General features: G+C 72.4%; 20 protein-coding genes and 1 pseudogene. 11 read left to right on the top strand and 10 right to left on the bottom strand.

Annotation, left to right across the window (positions count from 1 at the left end):
- Positions 1-41: 41 nt before the first annotated feature.
- The gene (locus ACFXOZ_RS15530; RefSeq protein WP_375888897.1) at positions 42-746 is read left to right on the top strand and encodes a bifunctional DNA primase/polymerase; all 705 of its coding nucleotides are present in this window, start codon (positions 42-44) and stop codon (positions 744-746) included.
- 443 nt (positions 747-1,189) lie between these two features.
- Here ACFXOZ_RS15530 and ACFXOZ_RS15525 read toward each other — a convergent pair whose 3' ends face one another.
- The gene (locus tag ACFXOZ_RS15525) at positions 1,190-1,888 is read right to left on the bottom strand and encodes a metal-dependent transcriptional regulator (protein WP_375888894.1); all 699 of its coding nucleotides are present in this window, start codon (positions 1,886-1,888) and stop codon (positions 1,190-1,192) included.
- Positions 1,889-2,108: 220 nt separating this feature from the next.
- On the opposite strand from ACFXOZ_RS15525, the gene ACFXOZ_RS15520 reads away from it, so the two are divergent.
- The 3 genes from ACFXOZ_RS15520 to ACFXOZ_RS15510 all read left to right on the top strand — a co-directional run bounded on the left by ACFXOZ_RS15520 (position 2,109) and on the right by ACFXOZ_RS15510 (position 4,843).
- Positions 2,109-2,873, top strand: coding sequence for an SIS domain-containing protein (locus tag ACFXOZ_RS15520; protein ID WP_375888891.1), 765 nt, complete (start codon positions 2,109-2,111; stop codon positions 2,871-2,873).
- Positions 2,874-3,036: 163 nt separating this feature from the next.
- Entirely contained in the window at positions 3,037-3,966 is a 930-nt protein-coding gene (locus ACFXOZ_RS15515; RefSeq protein WP_380590727.1) for a DUF4231 domain-containing protein, read from the top strand.
- Positions 3,967-3,988: 22 nt separating this feature from the next.
- Positions 3,989-4,843 (top strand): alpha/beta fold hydrolase, encoded by an 855-nt coding sequence (locus tag ACFXOZ_RS15510; protein WP_380590784.1) that lies wholly within the window; start codon positions 3,989-3,991, stop codon positions 4,841-4,843.
- A 6-nt stretch (positions 4,844-4,849) separates the two neighbouring features.
- Here the strand turns inward: ACFXOZ_RS15510 and ACFXOZ_RS15505 are convergent, their stop codons facing one another.
- From ACFXOZ_RS15505 to ACFXOZ_RS15495, 3 genes are read right to left on the bottom strand one after another with little or no spacing between them, the layout of a single operon-like run.
- Complete coding sequence (locus ACFXOZ_RS15505) at positions 4,850-5,812, bottom strand: 2-hydroxyacid dehydrogenase (protein WP_380521854.1); 963 nt, start codon at positions 5,810-5,812, stop codon at positions 4,850-4,852.
- A gap of 28 nt (positions 5,813-5,840) precedes the next feature.
- Positions 5,841-9,839, bottom strand: a complete 3,999-nt coding sequence (gene fxsT / locus ACFXOZ_RS15500) for an FxSxx-COOH system tetratricopeptide repeat protein (RefSeq protein ID WP_380590724.1) — start codon at positions 9,837-9,839, stop codon at positions 5,841-5,843.
- Positions 9,836-11,530, bottom strand: coding sequence for a TIR-like protein FxsC (locus ACFXOZ_RS15495; protein ID WP_380590721.1), 1,695 nt, complete (start codon positions 11,528-11,530; stop codon positions 9,836-9,838). Before ACFXOZ_RS15495 ends, fxsT begins: the two co-directional genes overlap by 4 nt.
- 198 nt (positions 11,531-11,728) lie before the next feature.
- On the opposite strand from ACFXOZ_RS15495, the gene ACFXOZ_RS15490 reads away from it, so the two are divergent.
- The gene (locus ACFXOZ_RS15490; RefSeq protein WP_375888879.1) at positions 11,729-11,926 is read left to right on the top strand and encodes a DUF397 domain-containing protein; all 198 of its coding nucleotides are present in this window, start codon (positions 11,729-11,731) and stop codon (positions 11,924-11,926) included.
- 64 nt (positions 11,927-11,990) lie between these two features.
- Here the strand turns inward: ACFXOZ_RS15490 and ACFXOZ_RS15485 are convergent, their stop codons facing one another.
- Complete coding sequence (locus tag ACFXOZ_RS15485) at positions 11,991-12,935, bottom strand: helix-turn-helix transcriptional regulator (protein WP_380590718.1); 945 nt, start codon at positions 12,933-12,935, stop codon at positions 11,991-11,993.
- 56 nt (positions 12,936-12,991) lie between these two features.
- Here ACFXOZ_RS15485 and ACFXOZ_RS15480 point away from each other — a divergent pair, with 56 nt between their 5' ends.
- From ACFXOZ_RS15480 to ACFXOZ_RS15465, 4 genes are all read left to right on the top strand, one after another.
- Positions 12,992-13,498, top strand: a complete 507-nt coding sequence (locus tag ACFXOZ_RS15480) for a hypothetical protein (protein ID WP_380590715.1) — start codon at positions 12,992-12,994, stop codon at positions 13,496-13,498.
- Positions 13,495-14,055 carry an NIPSNAP family protein gene (locus ACFXOZ_RS15475; RefSeq protein WP_380521866.1) on the top strand — a complete coding sequence of 187 codons (561 nt, stop codon included), beginning with the start codon at positions 13,495-13,497 and terminating at the stop codon, positions 14,053-14,055. The genes ACFXOZ_RS15480 and ACFXOZ_RS15475 overlap by 4 nt, the downstream gene beginning before the upstream one ends.
- A 115-nt stretch (positions 14,056-14,170) precedes the next feature.
- A complete protein-coding gene (locus ACFXOZ_RS15470) occupies positions 14,171-14,731 on the top strand; it encodes a GNAT family N-acetyltransferase (protein ID WP_380590712.1) in 561 nt (186 codons plus the stop codon).
- Positions 14,732-14,803: 72 nt separating this feature from the next.
- Entirely contained in the window at positions 14,804-15,418 is a 615-nt protein-coding gene (locus ACFXOZ_RS15465) for a hypothetical protein (RefSeq protein ID WP_380590709.1), read from the top strand.
- A gap of 56 nt (positions 15,419-15,474) precedes the next feature.
- On the opposite strand, the gene ACFXOZ_RS15460 is transcribed toward ACFXOZ_RS15465, so the two are convergent.
- From ACFXOZ_RS15460 to ACFXOZ_RS15445, 4 genes are all read right to left on the bottom strand, one after another.
- Complete coding sequence (locus ACFXOZ_RS15460; RefSeq protein ID WP_380590707.1) at positions 15,475-16,002, bottom strand: hypothetical protein; 528 nt, start codon at positions 16,000-16,002, stop codon at positions 15,475-15,477.
- A gap of 46 nt (positions 16,003-16,048) precedes the next feature.
- The gene (locus ACFXOZ_RS15455) at positions 16,049-16,507 is read right to left on the bottom strand and encodes a MarR family winged helix-turn-helix transcriptional regulator (protein ID WP_380590704.1); all 459 of its coding nucleotides are present in this window, start codon (positions 16,505-16,507) and stop codon (positions 16,049-16,051) included.
- A gap of 103 nt (positions 16,508-16,610) precedes the next feature.
- On the bottom strand, positions 16,611-16,856 hold the full coding sequence (locus tag ACFXOZ_RS15450; RefSeq protein ID WP_375888509.1) for a hypothetical protein: 246 nt from the start codon (positions 16,854-16,856) through the stop codon (positions 16,611-16,613).
- Entirely contained in the window at positions 16,853-17,230 is a 378-nt protein-coding gene (locus tag ACFXOZ_RS15445) for an ATP-binding protein (protein WP_380590701.1), read from the bottom strand. Before ACFXOZ_RS15445 ends, ACFXOZ_RS15450 begins: the two co-directional genes overlap by 4 nt.
- Before the next feature lie 142 nt (positions 17,231-17,372).
- Here ACFXOZ_RS15445 and ACFXOZ_RS15440 point away from each other — a divergent pair, with 142 nt between their 5' ends.
- Together ACFXOZ_RS15440 and ACFXOZ_RS15435 are read left to right on the top strand one after the other, a co-directional pair.
- Positions 17,373-18,242 (top strand): helix-turn-helix domain-containing protein, encoded by an 870-nt coding sequence (locus tag ACFXOZ_RS15440; protein WP_380521876.1) that lies wholly within the window; start codon positions 17,373-17,375, stop codon positions 18,240-18,242.
- Positions 18,243-18,244: 2 nt separating this feature from the next.
- Positions 18,245-18,439, top strand: coding sequence for a DUF397 domain-containing protein (locus ACFXOZ_RS15435; RefSeq protein ID WP_380590698.1), 195 nt, complete (start codon positions 18,245-18,247; stop codon positions 18,437-18,439).
- Positions 18,440-18,454: 15 nt separating this feature from the next.
- Here the strand turns inward: ACFXOZ_RS15435 and ACFXOZ_RS15430 are convergent.
- Positions 18,455-18,610, bottom strand: a pseudogene (locus tag ACFXOZ_RS15430) (IS5/IS1182 family transposase); the annotation flags it as partial.

Genomic DNA, 18,610 nt, shown 5'->3' with positions numbered 1-18,610 from the left:
CCGGGCCGTAACCAGCCTCACGCACGGTAGTTGAGCAGCCCGTGGAAGACATCCCCGACGCCCCCGGCCAGGACAAGAACGCCGGCCTGCCCCCGCTGCTGATCGAAGCCGTCGGCTACGCCGAGAACCGCCACTGGGAGGTGGCCCCCGGCGCCTGGCTGATCGACGGCGACGGGCCCGCCCGCTGCTCCTGCGGCGACCAGCGCTGCCCCCAGCCGGGCGCCCACCCGCTGGACGCGGACTGGGCCCGCAAGGCGAGCGCCGGGCCGGGCGCGGTGCGGCGCTGGTGGACCGAACGGCCCAAGGCCTCGATCCTGCTGCCCACCGGCCGGTCCTTCGACGTCCTGGACGTGCCGGAGACCGCCGGGTGCCTGGCGCTGGCCCGGATGGAGCGGATGGACCTCCAGCTCGGCCCGGTCGTGGTGCTGCCCAGCTCGCCCGGCCGGGTCGGGCGGCGGCTGCACTTCCTGGTGCTGCCCGGCGTCGCGGCCAAGCTGCCGGAGATGCTCCGCAAGCTCGGCTGGCCGCCCGGGCGGCTGGACCTGGTCGCCCGCGGCGAGGGGGACTGGACGGTCGCCCCGCCCTCGCGGATCGGCTCCACCGGTTACGCCCAGTGGGCCCGCTCCCCCTCCGAGTCCAACCGCTGGCTGCCGGACGCCGCCGAGCTGATCAGTCCGCTCGCCTACGCCTGCGGCCGCGAGGCGCCCGCCCAGCAGCTCCAGGCAGCCCAGCCGGCCGGCGTCTGAACGGCCGGCGTCCGAACGGCCGAAGCCTGCCGCCCTGCGCCGATCGGGTGAGGGCGTGCACCGCGCGACACAACGCGCGCGAGTGACGGGCCTTGTCTCCCACCGGAGGCGGGGCCCGTCACACGCATGTGCGGATAAGGCCTCGGTCTACCCGCTGGTCAACCGGGAAAGCCCCTCGTACGAGTGACAGCGCTCAAGGATTGCCATGATCGGCCGAGGGGAGGAATTGCGGTGTGTGGGGTCGCCGGAAGGGTCGCTCGGACGGGGAAGCCGGGCGAGGCGGTGGAGGGGCCGGGAGGGAACGGGAGGGGCAGGAGGGGACCGGGAGGGAGCCGGGGAGGGACGGGAAGGGCCCGCTGCACGGGGAGCAGCGGGCCCCGATCGTCACCCGGGGCTTCCCGACCGTCGCACGGGGCGCGGCGATCGGGCCCGGCCGGGCGGGGTCAGGCCTGGGCGACGAAGACGTGCTGGGCGATGTCCTTGCCCAGCTCCGCCGCGTTGTCCCCGGTGCCGACGAGCACGCCGCCGACGCCGGTGCCGGCCGCCACCTTGATCGTGGAGCCCGGCCGGACGCCGGCCCGGCGCAGGGTGCTCATCAGCTCGCTGTCCGTCTGGATCGGCTCGCCGATCCGGCGGACCACCACGTCCGCGCCGGCCTCGCCCGGCTTGACGGTGTCCAGCGGGACGAGCGCGGCGTCGAAGCCCTCGCCCTCGGCCTTGGTGTCGCCCAGCTCGTCCAGCCCCGGGATCGGGTTGCCGTACGGGGACTGGGTCGGGTGGCCGAGCATGGCGAGCACCTTGCGCTCGACCGTCTCGCTCATCACGTGCTCCCAGCGGCAGGCCTCCTCGTGCACCTGCTCCCACTCCAGGCCGATCACGTCGACGAGCAGGCACTCGGCGATGCGGTGCTTGCGCATCACGCGCACCGCGAGCCGCCGGCCCTCCTCGGTCAGTTCGAGGTGGCGGTCGCCGGCGACCTGGAGCAGCCCGTCGCGCTCCATCCGGCCGACCGTCTGGCTGACCGTGGGACCGCTCTGCTCCAGGCGCTCCGCGATCCGGGCACGCATCGGGACGATGCCCTCTTCCTCCAGCTCCAGGATGGTGCGAAGGTACATCTCAGTGGTGTCGATCAGCCCAGACATCGCCGCTGGCTCCGTTCTTCGGTGTCCTCACCGCCAATTCTGACGTACCGCACCGACAACCGGGCCCGCCCCGGGGTTTCCGGGACCGGTTTTCGTTCCTGTTGACAGCGGTGCCGCCGGGGCGCGACCGTGCTCGCCGTAGCTTTCTCCACTGGCGTCCGGGCCGTCCCGGTCGCCCCACCCGGCCGGCGCCCCCACCGGCAGAGAGCGAAGGCAACCGATGAACGACCTGGTCGGCCGGTACTTCGACGCGGCGATCGCCCACCTGAACCGGGTCCGCGCGGAGGAGTCCGACACCATCGAGGCGGCGGCCGCCCTGCTGGCCGAGGCGATCACCGAGGGCCGCCGGGTGTTCACCTTCGGCGCCGGGCACTCCTCGCTGCCGGCCCAGGACGTGGTCTACCGGGCCGGCGGGCTGGTCCCGATGAACCTGCTGAACGTGCCCGGGATGGCCGGGGTGACGATGATGCCCGCGCCGCTGGCCAGCGCCCTGGAGCGGGTGTCCGGGCTGGCCACCTCGACCCTGGACCTGACCCCGGCGACCAGCGGGGACCTGCTGTTCCTGATCTCGCTCTCCGGCCGCCAGGTGATGCCGGTCGAGCTGGCCCGGTACGCCCGGGACCGCGGCCTGAAGGTGATCGGGGTGACCTCGCTGGCCTACCCCGAGGAGGTGCCCTCGGCGCACCCCTCCGGCACCTACCTCAAGGACCACTGCGACGTGGTGCTGGACAGCAAGGTCGCGGTGGGCGACGGCGAGCTGACCCACCCGGGCGCCGAGACCTCCTTCGGCCCGGTCTCCACCATCGTCACCAGCGCGCTGATGCAGGCCGTGGTCGCCTCCGCGGTCGGCCGGCTGGCCGACCGGGCGGCCGCCGGGGACGCCGCCGCGCCGCCGCTGTTCCGCTCCGGCAACGTCCCGGGGGGCACCGAGTGGAACACCAAGCAGATGGCCGACAACGCCGAGCGCATCCTCTACACCTACTGACGACACCTTGTTGACGGCTCGCAACCGTCCGACCACGGGGCGTACCGGACAATCCACCGGGCCTTCCCGGCCATTGCGCGGCGCCCCCGCCGCGGCCAGGCGTACCGGCGACCCGCCCGGGGCAGGAGAGCGGAGGGACCGGAGCGACGGGTGGGGGCCGAGCATGGCGTCTGGTGCGGGACGGACCGGGTGGGTGCGCGAGCGGGAGCTGCTGCCCGAGTTCTTCTGGGCCGCCGACGCGGCCTCGCTGCGCGGCCAGCGCCGTTCGGTGCTGCTCTCCGCCTGGGAGCTGCTCCTGCTGCTGGTCGCGGCCGCGACCGGCTCGGCCGACGGCGAGCCGTGGGCCTGGGCGGCCGCCGCGGCCTACCTGGGCGCGGTGGCGCTGGCGGTGGTGATCGGCCGGCAGAACCCGCAGGGCCTCTGGTACGAGGGCCGGGCGGCCGCCGAGTCGGTGAAGACGCTGGCCTGGAAGTTCGCCGTCCGGGCGGACGCCTACCAGCCGCCGCCGCACAGCCTGCCGGACGCCGAGGGCCTGTACCGCTTCCAACTCGCCCGGGTGCTGGGCGCGTTCCGGGGCGGCCCGGTGGGGGTGCCGGCGACCGGGGTGGACATCACCCCGGCCATGCGCGACCTGCGCGGGCAGCCGCTGGCGGTGCGCCGCGAGGTGTACCTGAACGAGCGGATCCGGGTGCAGCACGACTGGTACCGCGGCAAGGCCCGCTACTGCGCCCGGGCCGGCTACTGGACGGACGTCCTGGGGGTGCTGCTGCCGGCGCTGGGCCTGGCGCTGGCGGTGCTGCGGGCGCTCGGCGCCTTCACCTACGACGCGCTGGGCACGGTGTCGGCGGTGGCCGCCTCGGTCACCGCCTGGGCGCAGCTGCGCCAGTACCGCCCGCTGGCCGCCGCGTACGGGCTGGCCGCCGAGGAGCTGGAGCTGATCCGCCTCCAACTCGCCCGGCTGGACCTGGAGTCGATGGACGCCGAGGAGATCTGGGCCCGGCTGGCCCGGGACGCCGAGGACGCGGTGTCCCGCGAGCACACCACCTGGCAGGCCCGCCGGGAGGTGCGCACCACCACCGACCGGGAGCACTGAGGAGGAACGCGTGGCGTTACGGATGGTCAAAGCGGCGGACGGTCGCGCCCTCGCCGTGGAGTCCCTCGGCGATCCGCGCGGCCGTCCGGTGTTCCTGCTGCACGGCATGCCGGGCAGCAGGGTCGGGCCGCATCCGCGCAGCACCGTGCTGTACCGGCTGGGGGTGCGGCTGATCTCCTACGACCGGCCGGGCTACGGCGACTCGACCCGGCTGTTCGGCCGCCGGGTGTCGCACGCGGCGGCCGATGTGCGCACCATCGCCGACGAGTTGGGCCTGGGCGACTTCGCCGTGCTGGGCCGCTCCGGCGGCGGCCCGCACGCGCTGGCCTGCGCGGCGATGCTGCCGGGGCGGGTCAGCCGGGTGGCGGTGCTGGTGGGGCTGGCGCCCCGGAACGCGACCGGCCTGGACTGGTACGCGGGGATGACCCCGTCCAACGTCCGGGCCTACCGGGAGGCGGAGCGCGGGCACAGCCGGATCGCCGACGCGATGGAGTTCCGCTCCCGCCAGATCAAGGACGACCCGGTCCGGCTGCTGAACGGGCTGCGCACCGAACTGTCGCCCGCCGACCGGGAGGTGGTGGCGGACAGCGGGCTGCGCCGGATGCTGCAGAGCAACTACCGGGAGGCGTTCCGGCACGGCGCGGACGGCTGGATCGACGACGTGCTGGCCTTCACCGCCGACTGGGGCTTCGACGTCGGGTCGATCGGGGTGCCGACCTGGCTGTGGCACGGCGCGGACGACCAGTTCTCGCCGGTGGACCACTCCCGCTGGCTGGCCGACCACGTCCCCGGCGCCGAGCTCTTCCTGGAGCCCGGCGCCGCGCACTTCGGGGCGTTCCGGGTGATGACCACGGCCCTGGCCTGGGCGGCGGGGTAACCCCGGTCAGCGCTTCACCGGGGTCAGTGGTTCGGAGCCGCCCAGCACCGCGAGGATGTTGTCCACCGCCAGGCCGCCCATCGCCTGCCGGGTTCGTACGGTGGCGCTGCCCAGGTGCGGGACCAGCACCGCGCGCTCCTGGGCGAGCAGCGCGGACGGGACGTCCGGCTCGTGCTCGAAGTTGTCCACGGCGGCGGCGAACAGCGCGCCGGACTCCAGCGCGGCGGCCAGCGCCTCCTCGTCCACCACGCCGGCGGTCATGCTGACCACCACCGCCCCGGGCGGCAGCAGGGCCAGCCGGCGGGCGTCCAGCAGGTGCCGGGTCTCCTCGGTGTACGGGCAGGTGACGACCAGCACGGTGGAGGTGGCGAGCAGTTCCTCCAGCGGCTTCCACTCGGCGCCGTGGGCCTGCTCGGGCGGCAGGGCGCGGCGGTTGTGGTAGCCGACCGGCATGTCGAAGGCGGCGGCCCGGCGGGCCACCGACTGCCCGATCCGGCCCATGCCGAGCACGCCGAGCGGGGTGCCGGCCAGTTCCAGGCCGAGCAGGAAGTTCGGGCTCCAGGTCCACGGCGTGCCGGAGCGCAGCAGCCGCTCGCCCTCGCCGAGCCGGCGGACGGCGGCCAGCAGCAGCGCCCAGGCGGTCTCGGCGGTGGCGTTGGTGAGCACACCGGGGGTGTTGGTGACGACGACGCCGCGTTCGGCGCAGGCCGCCAGGTCGATGTTGTGGTAGCCGACGGCGTGGTTGGCGACGATCTCCAGCTGGGGGCCGGCGGCGTCCAGGAACTCGGCGTCCACCCGGTTGTTGAGGGTGGTGAGCACGGCCCGGCGGCCGCGGACGGCGGCGAGCAGTTCGGCCCGGTCCAGCTCCTCGTCGGTCTCGCGCACGGTGACGGCGTACCGGTCGGTGAGCCGTTCCAGGACGCCGGGCGCGGGGTGCCGGGTGACCAGGACCGGGGGCGGAGTATCCATGGTTGCGCACGATACCCCGCCCCGGTGACTACACCGGCTGCGGCTCCAGGTCGCGGTTGATCCGCTTCCAGCCGCGGGCGGAGACGGTGTTGGGGTGCTCCTCGCCGAACTGCCGGATCAGTTCGGAGATCGCCCGGGCGCGCAGTTCGGCGGCCTGGGTGTGCCGGCCGGCCGAGCGCAGGGTGATCGCCAGGTTGGCCTCGCAGGCGACGGCGTCCGGGTGCTGCGGCGAGTACCGCCCGCACAGGCCCGAGTAGGCGGCCCGGCCGAGCGCCTCGGCGAGGTCGGTCTGCCCGTCGTCGCCGTAGGCGTTGGCCAGGTTGATCACCGCGTTGAGGGTGTACGGGTGCTCGGCGCCGACCGAGCGGGTCAGTCCGTCGACGGTGAGCCGGCCGCGCTCGATGGCGCCCTGGACGTCGCCGCTGCCGCGCAGGTAGATGCCCAGGTTGTTGGCGCAGGCCAGGGTGAACGGGTGCTCGTCGCCGAACAGCCGCCGGTGGCCCTCGAAGACGGTGGAGCAGAGGTCGCGGGCGGCCTCCTTGTCGCCGGAGGCGCTGTGGTCGGCCGCCAGGTTGAGCGCGCAGGCGAGCGCGTCGGGGGCGTCGGCGCCGTAGCGCTCCAGGTAGCGCTCGTAGGTCTCCTTGGTGATCCGGCGGGCCTCGGCGAGCTGGCCGATCCGGCGCAGGGAGACGGCCAGCGACTTGGCGTTGCGCAGGTTCTCCGGGAGGTCCGGGTCGAGGACGTCGCCGAGGTCGGAGGTGACCTCCTGGAGGAGGTCCACCGAGCCGCGGTAGTCGCCGAGTTCGCGCAGGTCGCGGGCCAGGTTGGACTTGGTGGAGAGGGTGTAGGGGTGCTTGGGGCCGAGGACGGCGGTGCGCCGGTCGAGGGTCTCCTGGTCGAGTTCGCGGGCGGCCTCGCTGTTGCCGACCAGCCGGAAGTCGATGGCGAGGTTGTTGGCCATCGACAGGGTGCGCGGGTTGTCGTCGCCGAACAGTTCGCGGAACTGCTCCAGGATCTCCTGGTCGAGGTCGAGCGCGGCCTGGAAGCGGCCGAGCGCCCGCCGGTCGGCGCCGAGCGAGCCGGCCGTCATCAGGGTGTACGGGTGGTGTTCGCCGAGGAGCACCCGCTGGCGCTCCAGGGTGGCCTCGTCCAGGGCCAGGGCCTCGGCGTAGTTGCCCTGGGAGCGCAGCACGTTGGCGAGTTGGAAGCGCAGCAGCAGGGTCTGCCGGTCGTCCTCGCCGAGCTTGCTGGTCCACTCGGCGTCGAGGGCGTGGCCGAGGTCGCGGGCGCGGTCGAGTTCGCCGCGCTTCCACAGGTAGCGGACCCGGTCGATGAGCAGCTGGCGGGTGTCGGCCTCGTCGCAGTTGTGCGCCTTGGAGGGCGACAGGTGCGGCCAGATCTCGTCGAAGGCGGGCCAGTTGGCCGGGTCGTCGGTGTCGCCGAGGACGGGCCGGGCACCGGTGAGGATGCGGTGCACCTCGTGGACGGCGATCTCCTGCTCGTCGTCGGTCATCCCGGCCCGGATCACCGCCTGGACGAGGCGGTGCACCTGGAAGCTGTTGCTGCCGGCGTCGACCTTGGCCAGCGCGTACCGGCCGATCGCCTGGATGACCTTGCCGAGCATGAACTTGTCGCTGAGGTCGGCGTCGTACTTCACCAGCGCCCGGATCATCTGGTCGCTGTAGAACAGGTTCATCGAGATCGGCTCGGGCGCGAAGAAGGCGCACAGCTGGAGCAGCCGGACGGCGGCCGGGGACTGCTGGCGCAGCCGGCCGATGGAGACGTTCCAGGTCGCGGCGACCGGGGTGGGGTAGTCGGTGGGGTGGTCGACGGCGAGGGCGCGGGCGGCCTCGGCGTGCAGCTGGGCGACGTAGGTCTCCACCGGGGTGCCGGTGGTGTCCAGCCAGGCGGCGGCCACCTCGACGGCCAGCGGCAGGTCGCCGACGGCCTCGGCGACCCGGTCGGCGTCCGCGCGGGAGAGGCTGCGGGCGCGCCGGCACAGGTGCTCGACGCTCTCGCCGCGGGTGAAGACGTCGACCTCCAGCGCCTCGGCGTGCCCGGTCCAGGCCTGGTTGCGGGAGGTGACCAGGATGTGGCCGGAGCCGCCGGGGAAGAACCGGCGGATCTCGGAGGGCTCGTCGGCGTTGTCGAAGATCAGCAGCCAGCGCGAGGTGGGTACGCCGCGGCGCAGCGCCTCCCGGGCGGCCTCGGCGGCCTCGGTGACGGAGTCGCCGACCCGCAGGCCGAGGCGGCGGGCGAGTTCGGCGAGGGCCGGGGCGACCAGTTCGGTCTGCTCGGCGTCGATCCACCAGACCAGGTCGTAGTCGGACATGAAGCGGTGGGCGTACTCCAGCGCGACCTGGGTCTTGCCGACGCCGCCGAGCCCGTACAGGGTCTGCGGGGTGGGCAGCACGGCCGCCATGCCGCCGCGCAGCTGGTTGCGCAGCTGCTCCAGGACGGCGGCGCGGCCGGTGAAGGAGGGGTTGCGCGGCGGGACGTCCCACACCGAGGGCTTGCTGCCGGGGAAGCGCGGGCCGCCGGCCGGGGCGTCGTCGAGCACGGCGTCGCCGCGGCCGAGGGCGCGCAGCAGGCTCTGGATGGACTGGTTCTCGTCGCGGCCGACCAGGTCGACCGGGTTGCGGTTGCTGAACGGCGCGGTGAGCCGGACGTCGCCGACGCGCACCGGCAGCAGCTGGCGCCGGGTGCCGGAGGGGTCGGAGTTGACCACCGACTCCCACAGCGCCCGGGCCTGCGGGGAGCGCTGGTAGGCGGGCGAGAGGACGGCGACCGTGCGGTAGGCGGAGTCGATGCCGCGCTCGGTCTCCTCGCGCGGGTCGGTGCCGGCGCTGAGGTCGCGCGGCAGCACCCGGAAGCCGGCCCTGGTCAGCACGGACTCGATCCAGTCCGCCCACATCCGGTCCTCGGGCACGTAGGACAGGTAGAGGTCGGCGGGCACGGACGGGCGGCGGCGGGTGAAGGCGTCCACGTAGCGCAGCCGCACCTCCTCGTCCATCGGCGGCAGGCCGGCGGCCCGGCCCTCGGTGATCATCGAGGTGAGGCGCTCGCAGGCGGCCAGCATCGAGGTGGGGGTGCCGGTCTGGTCGCCGAAGGTGGCGAGGATCTCCTCGTAGGCGTAGAACGGCCGGTACGGGATCTCCACCGAGCCCCAGTAGCCCGCGAGTTCCTCGCTGCCCAGGCCGGCGGGCAGGCCGTCGAAGCGGACCCGGGCCAGGGCGCGGCCGGCGTCGGCCTTCTCCTTCTCGCCCTCGTCGATGCGCATCGGGACGGGCAGGATGCGGATGCCGCGGTCGCGGTAGCGGTCGTGGATGTGCTGGGCGATCCGGGAGGCGCCGTCGATGGACTGGTCGCTGAGGGTGAAGCAGACCACCAGGTCGTCGGGCATCTGCACGGTGCAGATCTCGGCGATGTCGGACAGGCCGGTGCGGGAGTCGATCAGCACGTAGTCGTAGCGCTTGGCCATGTCGGCCTTGAGCGCGTCGAAGAACTGCCCGCCGTCGAAGCGGTCGTAGAAGATGTCCCAGTCGAGGTGGGTGACGGCCTCGGAGTAGTCCCGGTTGAACTGGCCGGCGGAGAGGAAGTCCAGGCTGCCGCCGGCCGGGAAGTGCGGCCAGGAGAGCGAGAGGGCGTGCGGGTGCACCCGGGCGAAGTCCAGGTGCCAGCCCTCGGCGTGCTCGACCGGGCGCAGCGCCTCCTCCCGGTACTCGGCGATCAGGTCCATCATCCCGGTGGTGCCGGCCAGCGAGGCCGGGTCCAGGAAGGGGTGGAAGAACTTGGCGAGGCCGGGCGCCTCCAGGTCCCAGTCGACGGTGAGCACCCGGAAGCCGTTGGCGGCGAGGATCCACGCGGTGTTGGCGAGGGCCATGGTGCGGCCGGTGCCGCCCTTGTAGGAGTAGAAGGTGATGATCCGGCCCTGGCGGTCCTGCTCGGCGGCCCGCCGGGCGGCCTCGCGGGTGGCGGCCAGTTCGGCGGCGCCGAGGCGCAGGTTCCTGGTGGTGTTGTCACTCATCGGTGCGGTCCTCCCAAGGGCGCCATCCCAGCATCGGGGTCATCGCCGTCGTCACGGTCGTTGCGGTAGGGGCGATCGTTGTCACGGGCGGTGCGGTCGTCACGGGTGGTGCGGGTGGTGCGGGTGATACGGGTGATACGGGTGGTGCGGTCCTCGGGGGCGGCGCGGGGGTCGGGGACGGTCCGGGGGTCGGGGGCGGTCCGGGCCTCGGGGGCGGCGTAGTCCGCGCGGGAGAGTCGGACGGTGCGTTCCTCGTCGGCGCCGTAGCCGTCCCGCGCGCCGTAGTCGTCCCGCGCGGCGCGGCCGTCCCGGCCGGGGCTGTCGTCCCGGCCAGGGCTGTCGTCGCGGTCGTCCCGGTCGGGGTCGTGGTCGCGGTCGAAGGGGTCCGGCCCGAAGGGTTCGGTGCGGTGCCCGCCGAAGCCGTCCGGCCCGTAGCCGCCGGGGCCGCGGCGGAAGGCCTCGCGCAGGCTCGGCCGGGGCGCCGGGGGCTCCTCCGGTTCGGCCCTGGTCCGGCTCTCGAAGGCGTACTTGGCCTTCATCGCGGCGCGGGGCAGCGCGTCGTCGAAGTCCTCCAGGCTGTTCAGCCCGGTCGGGCCGGTGACGCCGAGGAAGCTCGGGCGCCCGGCCCGCCGGGTCTTGCGCAGCGTCTGGTCGCTCAGCCCGCTGAACTCGCCGTCCCGTTCGAGGCACTCCCGGTCCTCGGTGTTCCACGGTTCCAGGACGCTGACCCAGGTGGCGTCGGAGCGGTCGAAGCGGCGGACCAGCTCCCGGCGGCGCGGGTCGCGCAGCGCCCACCGGTCCAGCAGCAGCAGTCCGGGGGCCTCGGCGTTGCCCTCGATGATGGACTCCACCTCGTCGTCGAACTCGTGCACGGTCGGCTGGAACCCCAACTGCCGTGCCAGCCGTACGGCGTGCTGCGCGATGGGCGAGCCGGCCGGCCGGTACGGGTGCCAGTCGGTGCGCCGGGCGCCGTAGAAGTCGGGGTTGCGGTCCTGCGGCAACTCGCCCTGGTGGTAGGTGAGTACGGAGATCCGCAGCTGCTTGGTCGGGGCGGACACGTTGAACGCGCTGGGCAGCCCGTTGAACTCCAGCCGCCGCCCGACCGGGATCACCGTCTCCTCCGCCACCTGGACGATCCGCGCGGCCAGCCGGTGCACGGCCAGTTCGTAGGCGGCCCGGAAGTAGCTGAGCTTCATCAGCGCGTACAGGCCCTCGGTGGCGTAGTCGGGCCCGAACCCCGCGTGGTTGAACTGGAGTTCGCCGGCCACCTGGGGCAGCCGGTAGCGGCTCATCGGCGCCCACAGCACCGGGACGATGCCACTGGTGCGCTCCACCTCCATGGTCGCCGGGTAGACCGGGCGGCGGGTGAAGGCGTGCCACTCCTGGCCGCACGGAACGCTGTTGAAGTACCGGGGTGAGTACAGCGGCACGAAGACCCGGCAGGTCGCCAGCTCCTCGGACAGCCGCTCGGCCCACAACTCGCCCTGGTGCATGGACTCGTCCATGAATCCGACCGGCACCCCGGCCGGGACGGTGGTCAGTTGGAGCACCGCCTCGCAGAGGTCCCGGTACAGCTGGCGCACCCAGTGGTTCGGGTCGCCGGCGCCCCGCGCACCGGACTTCGGCGTGTGCGCGTAGGAGAGGAAGAAGTACGGCCGGGCTTCGTCCTCGTCCCAGCCCCGGTCAGTCACACGTGCCTCCCCCGGGCCCGTCGGCAACCTGGCTCCCGCAGCCCCCGTGCGGCGGGGTCTCAGTGTAGGAACGACTGACACCCCAATGGAATAGCACAGCGACCCGCACGAATTGACATGACCGAAACGGTGCCGCTGCCCTCTTGCGTGGAGCAGTACCCTCGTTGCGGCTGTGGTGAACGATCAGGAGGAGCACGCATGGACCAGCTCAACTGGCAGCGGTCGAGTTTCAGCGCCGGGGAGGCCAGGTACCTGGAGATCGCCTCCGCCGGGGAGCTCGTCTACATCCGCGAGTCCGACCGCCCCGACCTGGTCGTCACCACCACCCGGGTCAAGCTCAACGCCTGGATCCTGGGCGCCAAGGACGGCGAGTTCGACCACTTCGTCGGGCTCTGAGCGGCTCCGGGCGGCTACGGGCGGCTCTGAGCGGCTACGGGCGACTCCGGGCGGCCCTGGGCCCTCACCTCCCGGAATCGGCGCTCCCGTAGCGGACGGCCAGCGCCCGGACCGTCCCCGCGATCCGCTCGCGCAGTTCGGCCGGTTCCAGCACCTCGATGTCGGCGCCCAGCCGCAGGAACTCCCCGTGCCCGTGGTCGACCGACTCGATCGGCACCCGGGCCTGCGTCCAGCCGCCCTCCCCCGGCGGCACGCCGAGCCGCCGGGCACCCTCCGGGGTCAACCGCACCAGCGCCTCCCCGGTGTGCAGCCGGGCCCGGAAGTCCGCCAGGTGGGCCTGCCAGTACGCCGGCAGGTCGAAGCCCTCCGGCACGGAGAACTCCTCCGGCAGCGGCCGCAGTTCGATGACCTGGTCGACCCGGTAGGTCCGCGTCCCGGACGGCCCGCCGGCCACCAGGTACCAGCGGCCCGCCTTGAGCACCAGCCCGTACGGCTCCACCCGCCGCTCGATCTCCTCCGGCGCCCGCCACCGCCGGTACCGCAGCACCACCGCCCGGCGCGCCCACACCGCCGCGGCGACGGCCGCCAGGTGCGGGGTCTCGTCCGCGCGGCCGTACCAGCCGGGCGCGTCCAGCAGGAAGCGCTCCTGGATCCGCCCGGCGTGCTCGCGCAGCTCCGCGGGCAGCGCGGCTCGCAGCTTGAGCTGGGCGGTGGCGAGGGCCCCACCGAGGCCGAGGTCGGCGGCGGTGCCCGGGAGCGCGGCGAGGAACGCGGCCTGGGCCTCCTCGGCGGTCAGCCCGGTGAGGCGGGTCCGGTAGCCGTCGACCAGCCGGTAGCCGCCCTCGTGCCCGGCCTCGCCGTACAGCGGGATCCCGGCGGCGGCCAGCGCCTCCACGTCCCGGTAGACCGTCCGGACGGACACCTCCAGCTCCTGCGCCAACTCCCGGGCGGTCATCCGGCCCCGGTTCTGGAGCAGCAGGAGCAGGGTGACCAGTCGGCTCGCGCGCATACCGAGCAGTATTCACTGACAGTGGATGTCAGTGGACCGCTCCTAGCCTGCGGCACATGAACGGCACGAACGACTTCGACTTCCTGCACGGCACCTGGCAGGTGGCCAACCGCCGCCTCACCGCCCCGCTCAGCGGTGGCGACAGCGACATCGGCAGCGACATCGGCTGGGAGGAGTTCCCCGGCGAGTCCGTGGTCCGGCCACTGTTCGGGGGCGCGGGCAACATCGACGAGATCGCCTTCCCCACCCTCGGCCGCCGGGGCGCCACCCTGCGCCTGTACGACCGGGAGGCGCGGCAGTGGTCGATCTTCTGGTCCGACAGCCGCACCGGCCGGCTCGACCCGCCGGTGACCGGCGCCTTCACCGGCGACCGCGGCGACTTCCACGGCGACGACACCTACGGCGGCCGCCCGATCCGGGTGCACTTCACCTGGTACCGCCTCGGCCCGGACGCCGCCCGCTGGGAGCAGGAGTTCTCCGCCGACGGCGGCCGCAGCTGGGAGCTCAACTGGACGATGGACTTCACCCGTACCGGCGGGGCGTTCAAGGGGCTCGCCGCATGAGCCTCGTCGTCGAACTGCGCCGGTACACCCTGCACCCCGGCGCCCGGGACACCCTGATCGAGCTCTTCGAGCGGGAGTTCGTGACCGGGCAGGAGGCCGTCGGCATCACCCTCGGCGGCCGCTTCCGCGACCTGGACCACCCGGACCGCTTCGTCTGGCTGCGCGCCTTCCCCGACATGGCCGCGCGCCGCCGGGCCCTGGAGGCCTTCTACTTCGGCCCGGTCTGGCGGGCCCACCGCGACGCGGCCAACGCGACGATGGTCGACAGCGACGACGTCCTGCTGCTGCGCGGCCCGGGGTTCCTGCCGCCGCCCGGCGCCCGCGAGGTGCTCGCCACCGTCTGCCACCCCGACCCGGCCGCCTTCGAGGTCTTCGACGCGTACGCCGCTCGGCACCTCGCCCCGGAACACGCCCTGCACCGCACCGAACACGCCGAGAACGACTTCCCCGCCCTCCCCGTCCGCACCGGCGAGGACGTCCGGGTCTGGTTCGGCCCGGCGGCGGAGCCGCCCCCCTGGCCCCACCACCACCTCCGTCTGGCCCCGGTGACCGGCTAGCAGCTCACCGCTGGCGGCTGCACGCAGGAAGTCGGCCCGTCCGACTTCCTGCGCCGGCCGGTGGGCCGCCGGATATCCGGTGGCACACTCGTTCGCGGGCGGACAGGATCGCGCCATGCATGTATTCCTTGAGACCGAACGGCTCGTCCTGCGCCCGTTCACCGAAGCCGACGCCGACCACCTCCTCGCGCTGGACAACGACCCCGAGGTCATGCGCTTCATCAACGGCGGCGAGCCGACCCGCCGGGAGACGGTCGAGGCGAAGGTCCTCCCCCGGCTCCTCCACGACCACCCGTGCTCCGGCACCCGCGGCTTCTGGGCCGCCGAGGAGAAGGCCACCGGCACCTTCCTCGGCTGGTTCGAGTTCCGCCCGCTCGACGACCACGACCTCGCCGTCGTCGAGCTCGGCTACCGGCTCAACCAGGCCTCCTGGGGCAAGGGTTACGCCACCGAGGGCTCACGGGCGCTGATCGACAAGGGCTTCACCGAGCTCGGCGTGGAGCGGGTCACCGCGAACACCATGACGGTCAACTCCCGCTCCCGGCGCGTGATGGAGAAGTCCGGCCTGACGTTCCTGCGGAACTTCACCGGCGACTGGCCGGACGCGATCCCCGGCTCCGAACACGGCGAGGTCGAGTACGAGCTCACTCGCGCCGAGTGGCAGCGGCGCCGCTGACGACTCCCCCTGGGCCCTCCCGCCCGCAGCCCGCGTGGAACACCGTGCCATGCTTCCCCGGCACTGACGATCATGCCCACCACCGCCTCGGCGGAGAGGAACACCATGCGTTTCCCCTGGCGCCGACGGCCGGTCGGACGGTCGGCACGACTGCTCGACCTCGCGGGTGTCGACCCGCGTTCGGTGGACGCCGACGAGGACCTGGACGTCTGCCGGCAGGTCGCCTTCCGGGTCGCCCGGCGGGATCACGGCCGGACGGCCGAGGTCCTGGCGCTGATCGAGGAGCTGCTGGCGGACGAGGCCGAGTACGCGTTCGCCGTCACCTTCCTGGAGGATCTCCAGAACCTCGCCTCCCACAGCCTGGACGTGTTCCGCTCTCCTGCGGAGACCCGGCTCCTGCTCGGCCCCCGGGCAGCGGTCTGCTGGGACACCGTGGCCGCCTTCTGGGCCGAGGTCGCCGAGTGGCGGGCCGCCAACGGCAAGCCGTTGGAGCCCTCGGCGGCGATGCTCGGCGCGGAGAACGAGCAGCTGCGGCTGCTCCTGTGGACCTCGAACCGGACCCTCCCCGGCGGGGAGAAGCTCGGGATCGCGGACGTCGTCCGCTTCGAGAAGGCCGTCGGGTCGTCCCTCCCCGGGTACAGCCACATCGCGGTGGCCCTGAACCTCGCCGGGCGGGTCGGCCCCTGATCGCCGCTGTGCGCGGGAAGTCGGCCGGTCCGACTTCCTGTGCACAGCGGTCCGGCTCACGGGCCGACGAGCTCCGCGAGCTCGTCGGCCGACTCGGGGGTCAGCCGGTAGAAGCCCTGGAGGCTGACGGAGCGTTCGAGGCGCCCGTCCACCAGATGCTTCAACCCCCGCACCTTTCCCCGCTGGTTGCGCCAGGTGAGCTGCCCGAGGAGCTCCCCCGGTATCCGCTGGTCGAAGCGCACGGGCGTCCCGTCCACGTGGACGGCCTCGGCCCCGCAGCCGCCCGCACCGAGCATCCACCAGGCGTCGTGCCCCGGGAAGGCCGGGTCCTGCCAGGTCGCTCGGGCGGCGCCGCAGCACTCGCCGCGCTCCCGGTCGACGATCCGCATCCGGCTGACGACGAACACCTCGCACCGGTTGACGTGCAGCGCGTACACCTCGTCCCCGGCCTTGGCCGTCGACCAGGCGGGCAGCGACTGGTGCACCCCGCTGTAGGCGACGGGCGGACGCTCACCCACCCGGCCCCCCTTGCGGAGGGAACGGCAGGTGTCGTGGGTCCACAGGACGGTGAAGGCATCGGGCATGGCGCCGATCCTAGGAACGGGGTCGGACAGTCCGACCCCCCTGCGCTCAGTGGTGCCAGGCCTGCCCGCCCGTGTTGTGGACGAACCGCTGCAGGACTTTCAGCGTGGTCAGGTACTCCTCGTCGGAGATGTCCGCGTGGCGCTCGGCCCACAGCTCGTCCTGGAGAGCGGCGAGCCGGTCGAAGAACTCCCGCCCCTCGGAGGTCAGTACGAGCCGGCCCCCGGCGGACTCGGCGACCCAGCCGCGCTCGACGGTCGCGTCGATATCGGCACCGAGAGCGTCCTGTCCGGTGTCGAGGTAGTCGCGCAGCACGGCGGAGACCTCGTCGCGGGTCCTCGGCTCCTCGGCCCGGGCGAGCTGGGCGAGCACCCACCACTGCGGCTGCGTGGTGCCGAACTCGGCCAGCGCCCCACGGGTGCGGTTGACGACGGCCTTGTACGCGGCCCAACTCCAGTAGCCGATGGGCTGCTTGATCAATTCGGCATCGCTGTGCGAGTACTCCACGGCCGACCCCTCCCCTTCGCGTCGATCACTTCGGCAGGACCGACGCTAGGAGGTGAAGCCGACTTGAGGTCAAGCTCCTTTCCGGTGGTAGCAAACTTGGCACTCAGCTCCGGTGTCGCTTGAACTCGCGCAGCAGCGCCAGGAGGTTGATCACGGTACTGGCGGGAACGTTGCCCAGGTCGACGAGCACCCGGCCGTTCAGGACGGTCTCGCCCGGCTTGGCGGACGGCCAGAGGATGCCGAACTCGCGCCCCTCGGTCCGGAGTTCCACGATGAGTTCGGTGAGCTGCGGGCCGGTGAGGTGGTGGATCGCCGGATCGGCCGGATGGATGGGGTGGAGGGCGTTCACGCGGCGCCACCGTCCTGCGACAGCTCGAACCAGACTCGCTTGCCCGTCTTCTGCGGCTCGGCGCCCCATCGGTGAGTGAGGCCTTCCACCAGCTGCAACCCACGGCCGGACTCGGAGAGTTCGGCGGGCTTGCGGCGGGCGGGGAGGAGGGGGCTGAGGTCGGCCACGTCGACCCGGAGGGTGCGGGACTCGACGGAGATGACGACGGCCGGCGAGGGGGTCCGGCCGTGCCTCCAGGCGTTCACGATCAGTTCGGCGAGGGCGACTTCGGCGTCCGCGATCGCCGAGAGGTCGTACCCGGCGCGCGCCATGGCCTCGCGCAACAGCTCGCGGGACACGAGGAGGGAGGGGGAGTTGAGGTTGGGGTCACACATGGGGAGTCTCCCAAACACTACTGACGAACCGTCTGATCGACGGCATGCTTTGAACTGTAGGTGAATCTGCCTCAACTCTGCAACACACTCCGCACATGCCTCTACACTTTCCGTAGCCACATGTTGCGGGAAGGACATGCTCATGGGATTCAGGACTGGCATCAGCGAGCGCCAACGTCGCTTCGGCGAGGAACTTCGCCGACTTCGAGACGCCGCAGGCCTCTCAGCCTTGGAGATCGGCGAGGCCTTGGGAGTGAAAGGTCCGAACATCAGCCACACCGAGGCCGGCAGGCTCGGCCTCAACACTGAACGTTTGAAAGCCTGGTTCGACATCTGCAAGGTCACAGACCCCGAGTACCGGGCTGGCCTCATCGCCATGAGCGAGAGCTCGGGCAAGGGCTGGTGGACCGAGTTCAAGCACCACACGACGCGCAGTGCGCTCGACCTGGCCGAAGCGGAGAGCTGCGCAACGGCCTTGGATACCTACGAATCCCTTCTGATCCCCGGGCTCTTGCAGACCAAGGCCTACAGCGAGGTCATCCAGGGGTACAACGAGAAGATGGTCGAGTTCCGCGGCGAGCGCAGCAGGGTACTCACGGGCAAGAACGCGCCCCCGTACCGCGCCGTGATTCACGAGGCAGCCCTGCACATGATGTACGGAGGGGCAGCTGTCATGCGGGACCAGCTGAACCATCTGATCGAGATGAGCAGACTGCCGAACGTGACGATCCAGATCCTCCCGTTCGACTGCACCACGTACGCTTCGAACGACAGCTCCTTCCTCCTCATCCGAGGAGCACACTCCCGCCTCGACACCGTTCTACTCGACCACCCGCACGGCGGCGACTTCATCGGTGACCCTGAGATCGTGACAACATTTGATCGGAAGTTCGACCGGCTCAGGGGCTTGGCGCTACCACCCTTGTCAGCGGCAACATCCGAGTCATCGCCAGCTCAGCGGGACTCGCTGGGTTTGCTCCAGCACGTCCGCTACAAGGTCCAGGGAAGATAGCCATGCACCAGCTCAACTGGCAGAAGTCCAGCTACAGCAACGACCAGACCAACTGCGTCGAGATCGCTTCTGCCGGCGAGCTGGTCTACCTCCGTGAATCGGACGACCCCACCATCGTCGTCACCACCACCCGCACCAAGCTCAACGCCTGGATCCAGGGCGCCAAGGCCGGCGAGTTCGACCACTTCACCGTCTAGGTTCTGTCCGGCGGATCATGGTCGGAGCCAGAGGCGGATCGCTGCGACGGTGACCGTGCCATGGAAGACGTAGGCCCGCTTGTCGTAGCGGGTTGCGACGGCCCGGAAGGTCTTGAGCCGGTTGATCGTGCGCTCGACCTCGTTGCGGCGCTTGTAGGTCTCCTTGTCGAA

The sequence above is a fragment of the Kitasatospora sp. NPDC059160 genome, assembly GCF_042755465.1.
Lineage (GTDB): Bacteria > Actinomycetota > Actinomycetes > Streptomycetales > Streptomycetaceae > Kitasatospora.
This window is presented reverse-complemented; position numbering and strand designations above follow the sequence as displayed.

Coding starts and splice junctions, on each gene's coding strand:
- ACFXOZ_RS15470 (WP_380590712.1), top strand. CDS start 14,171: ATGCATGTATTCCTTGAGACCGAACGGCTCGTCCTGCGCCCGTTCACC.
- ACFXOZ_RS15510 (WP_380590784.1), top strand. CDS start 3,989: ATGGTCAAAGCGGCGGACGGTCGCGCCCTCGCCGTGGAGTCCCTCGGC.
- ACFXOZ_RS15520 (WP_375888891.1), top strand. CDS start 2,109: ATGAACGACCTGGTCGGCCGGTACTTCGACGCGGCGATCGCCCACCTG.
- ACFXOZ_RS15480 (WP_380590715.1), top strand. CDS start 12,992: ATGAACGGCACGAACGACTTCGACTTCCTGCACGGCACCTGGCAGGTG.
- ACFXOZ_RS15445 (WP_380590701.1), bottom strand. CDS start 17,230: ATGTGTGACCCCAACCTCAACTCCCCCTCCCTCCTCGTGTCCCGCGAG.
- ACFXOZ_RS15485 (WP_380590718.1), bottom strand. CDS start 12,935: ATGCGCGCGAGCCGACTGGTCACCCTGCTCCTGCTGCTCCAGAACCGG.
- ACFXOZ_RS15435 (WP_380590698.1), top strand. CDS start 18,245: ATGCACCAGCTCAACTGGCAGAAGTCCAGCTACAGCAACGACCAGACC.
- ACFXOZ_RS15460 (WP_380590707.1), bottom strand. CDS start 16,002: ATGCCCGATGCCTTCACCGTCCTGTGGACCCACGACACCTGCCGTTCC.
- fxsT (WP_380590724.1), bottom strand. CDS start 9,839: ATGAGTGACAACACCACCAGGAACCTGCGCCTCGGCGCCGCCGAACTG.
- ACFXOZ_RS15525 (WP_375888894.1), bottom strand. CDS start 1,888: ATGTCTGGGCTGATCGACACCACTGAGATGTACCTTCGCACCATCCTG.
- ACFXOZ_RS15440 (WP_380521876.1), top strand. CDS start 17,373: ATGGGATTCAGGACTGGCATCAGCGAGCGCCAACGTCGCTTCGGCGAG.
- ACFXOZ_RS15475 (WP_380521866.1), top strand. CDS start 13,495: ATGAGCCTCGTCGTCGAACTGCGCCGGTACACCCTGCACCCCGGCGCC.
- ACFXOZ_RS15515 (WP_380590727.1), top strand. CDS start 3,037: ATGGCGTCTGGTGCGGGACGGACCGGGTGGGTGCGCGAGCGGGAGCTG.
- ACFXOZ_RS15490 (WP_375888879.1), top strand. CDS start 11,729: ATGGACCAGCTCAACTGGCAGCGGTCGAGTTTCAGCGCCGGGGAGGCC.
- ACFXOZ_RS15465 (WP_380590709.1), top strand. CDS start 14,804: ATGCCCACCACCGCCTCGGCGGAGAGGAACACCATGCGTTTCCCCTGG.
- ACFXOZ_RS15505 (WP_380521854.1), bottom strand. CDS start 5,812: ATGGATACTCCGCCCCCGGTCCTGGTCACCCGGCACCCCGCGCCCGGC.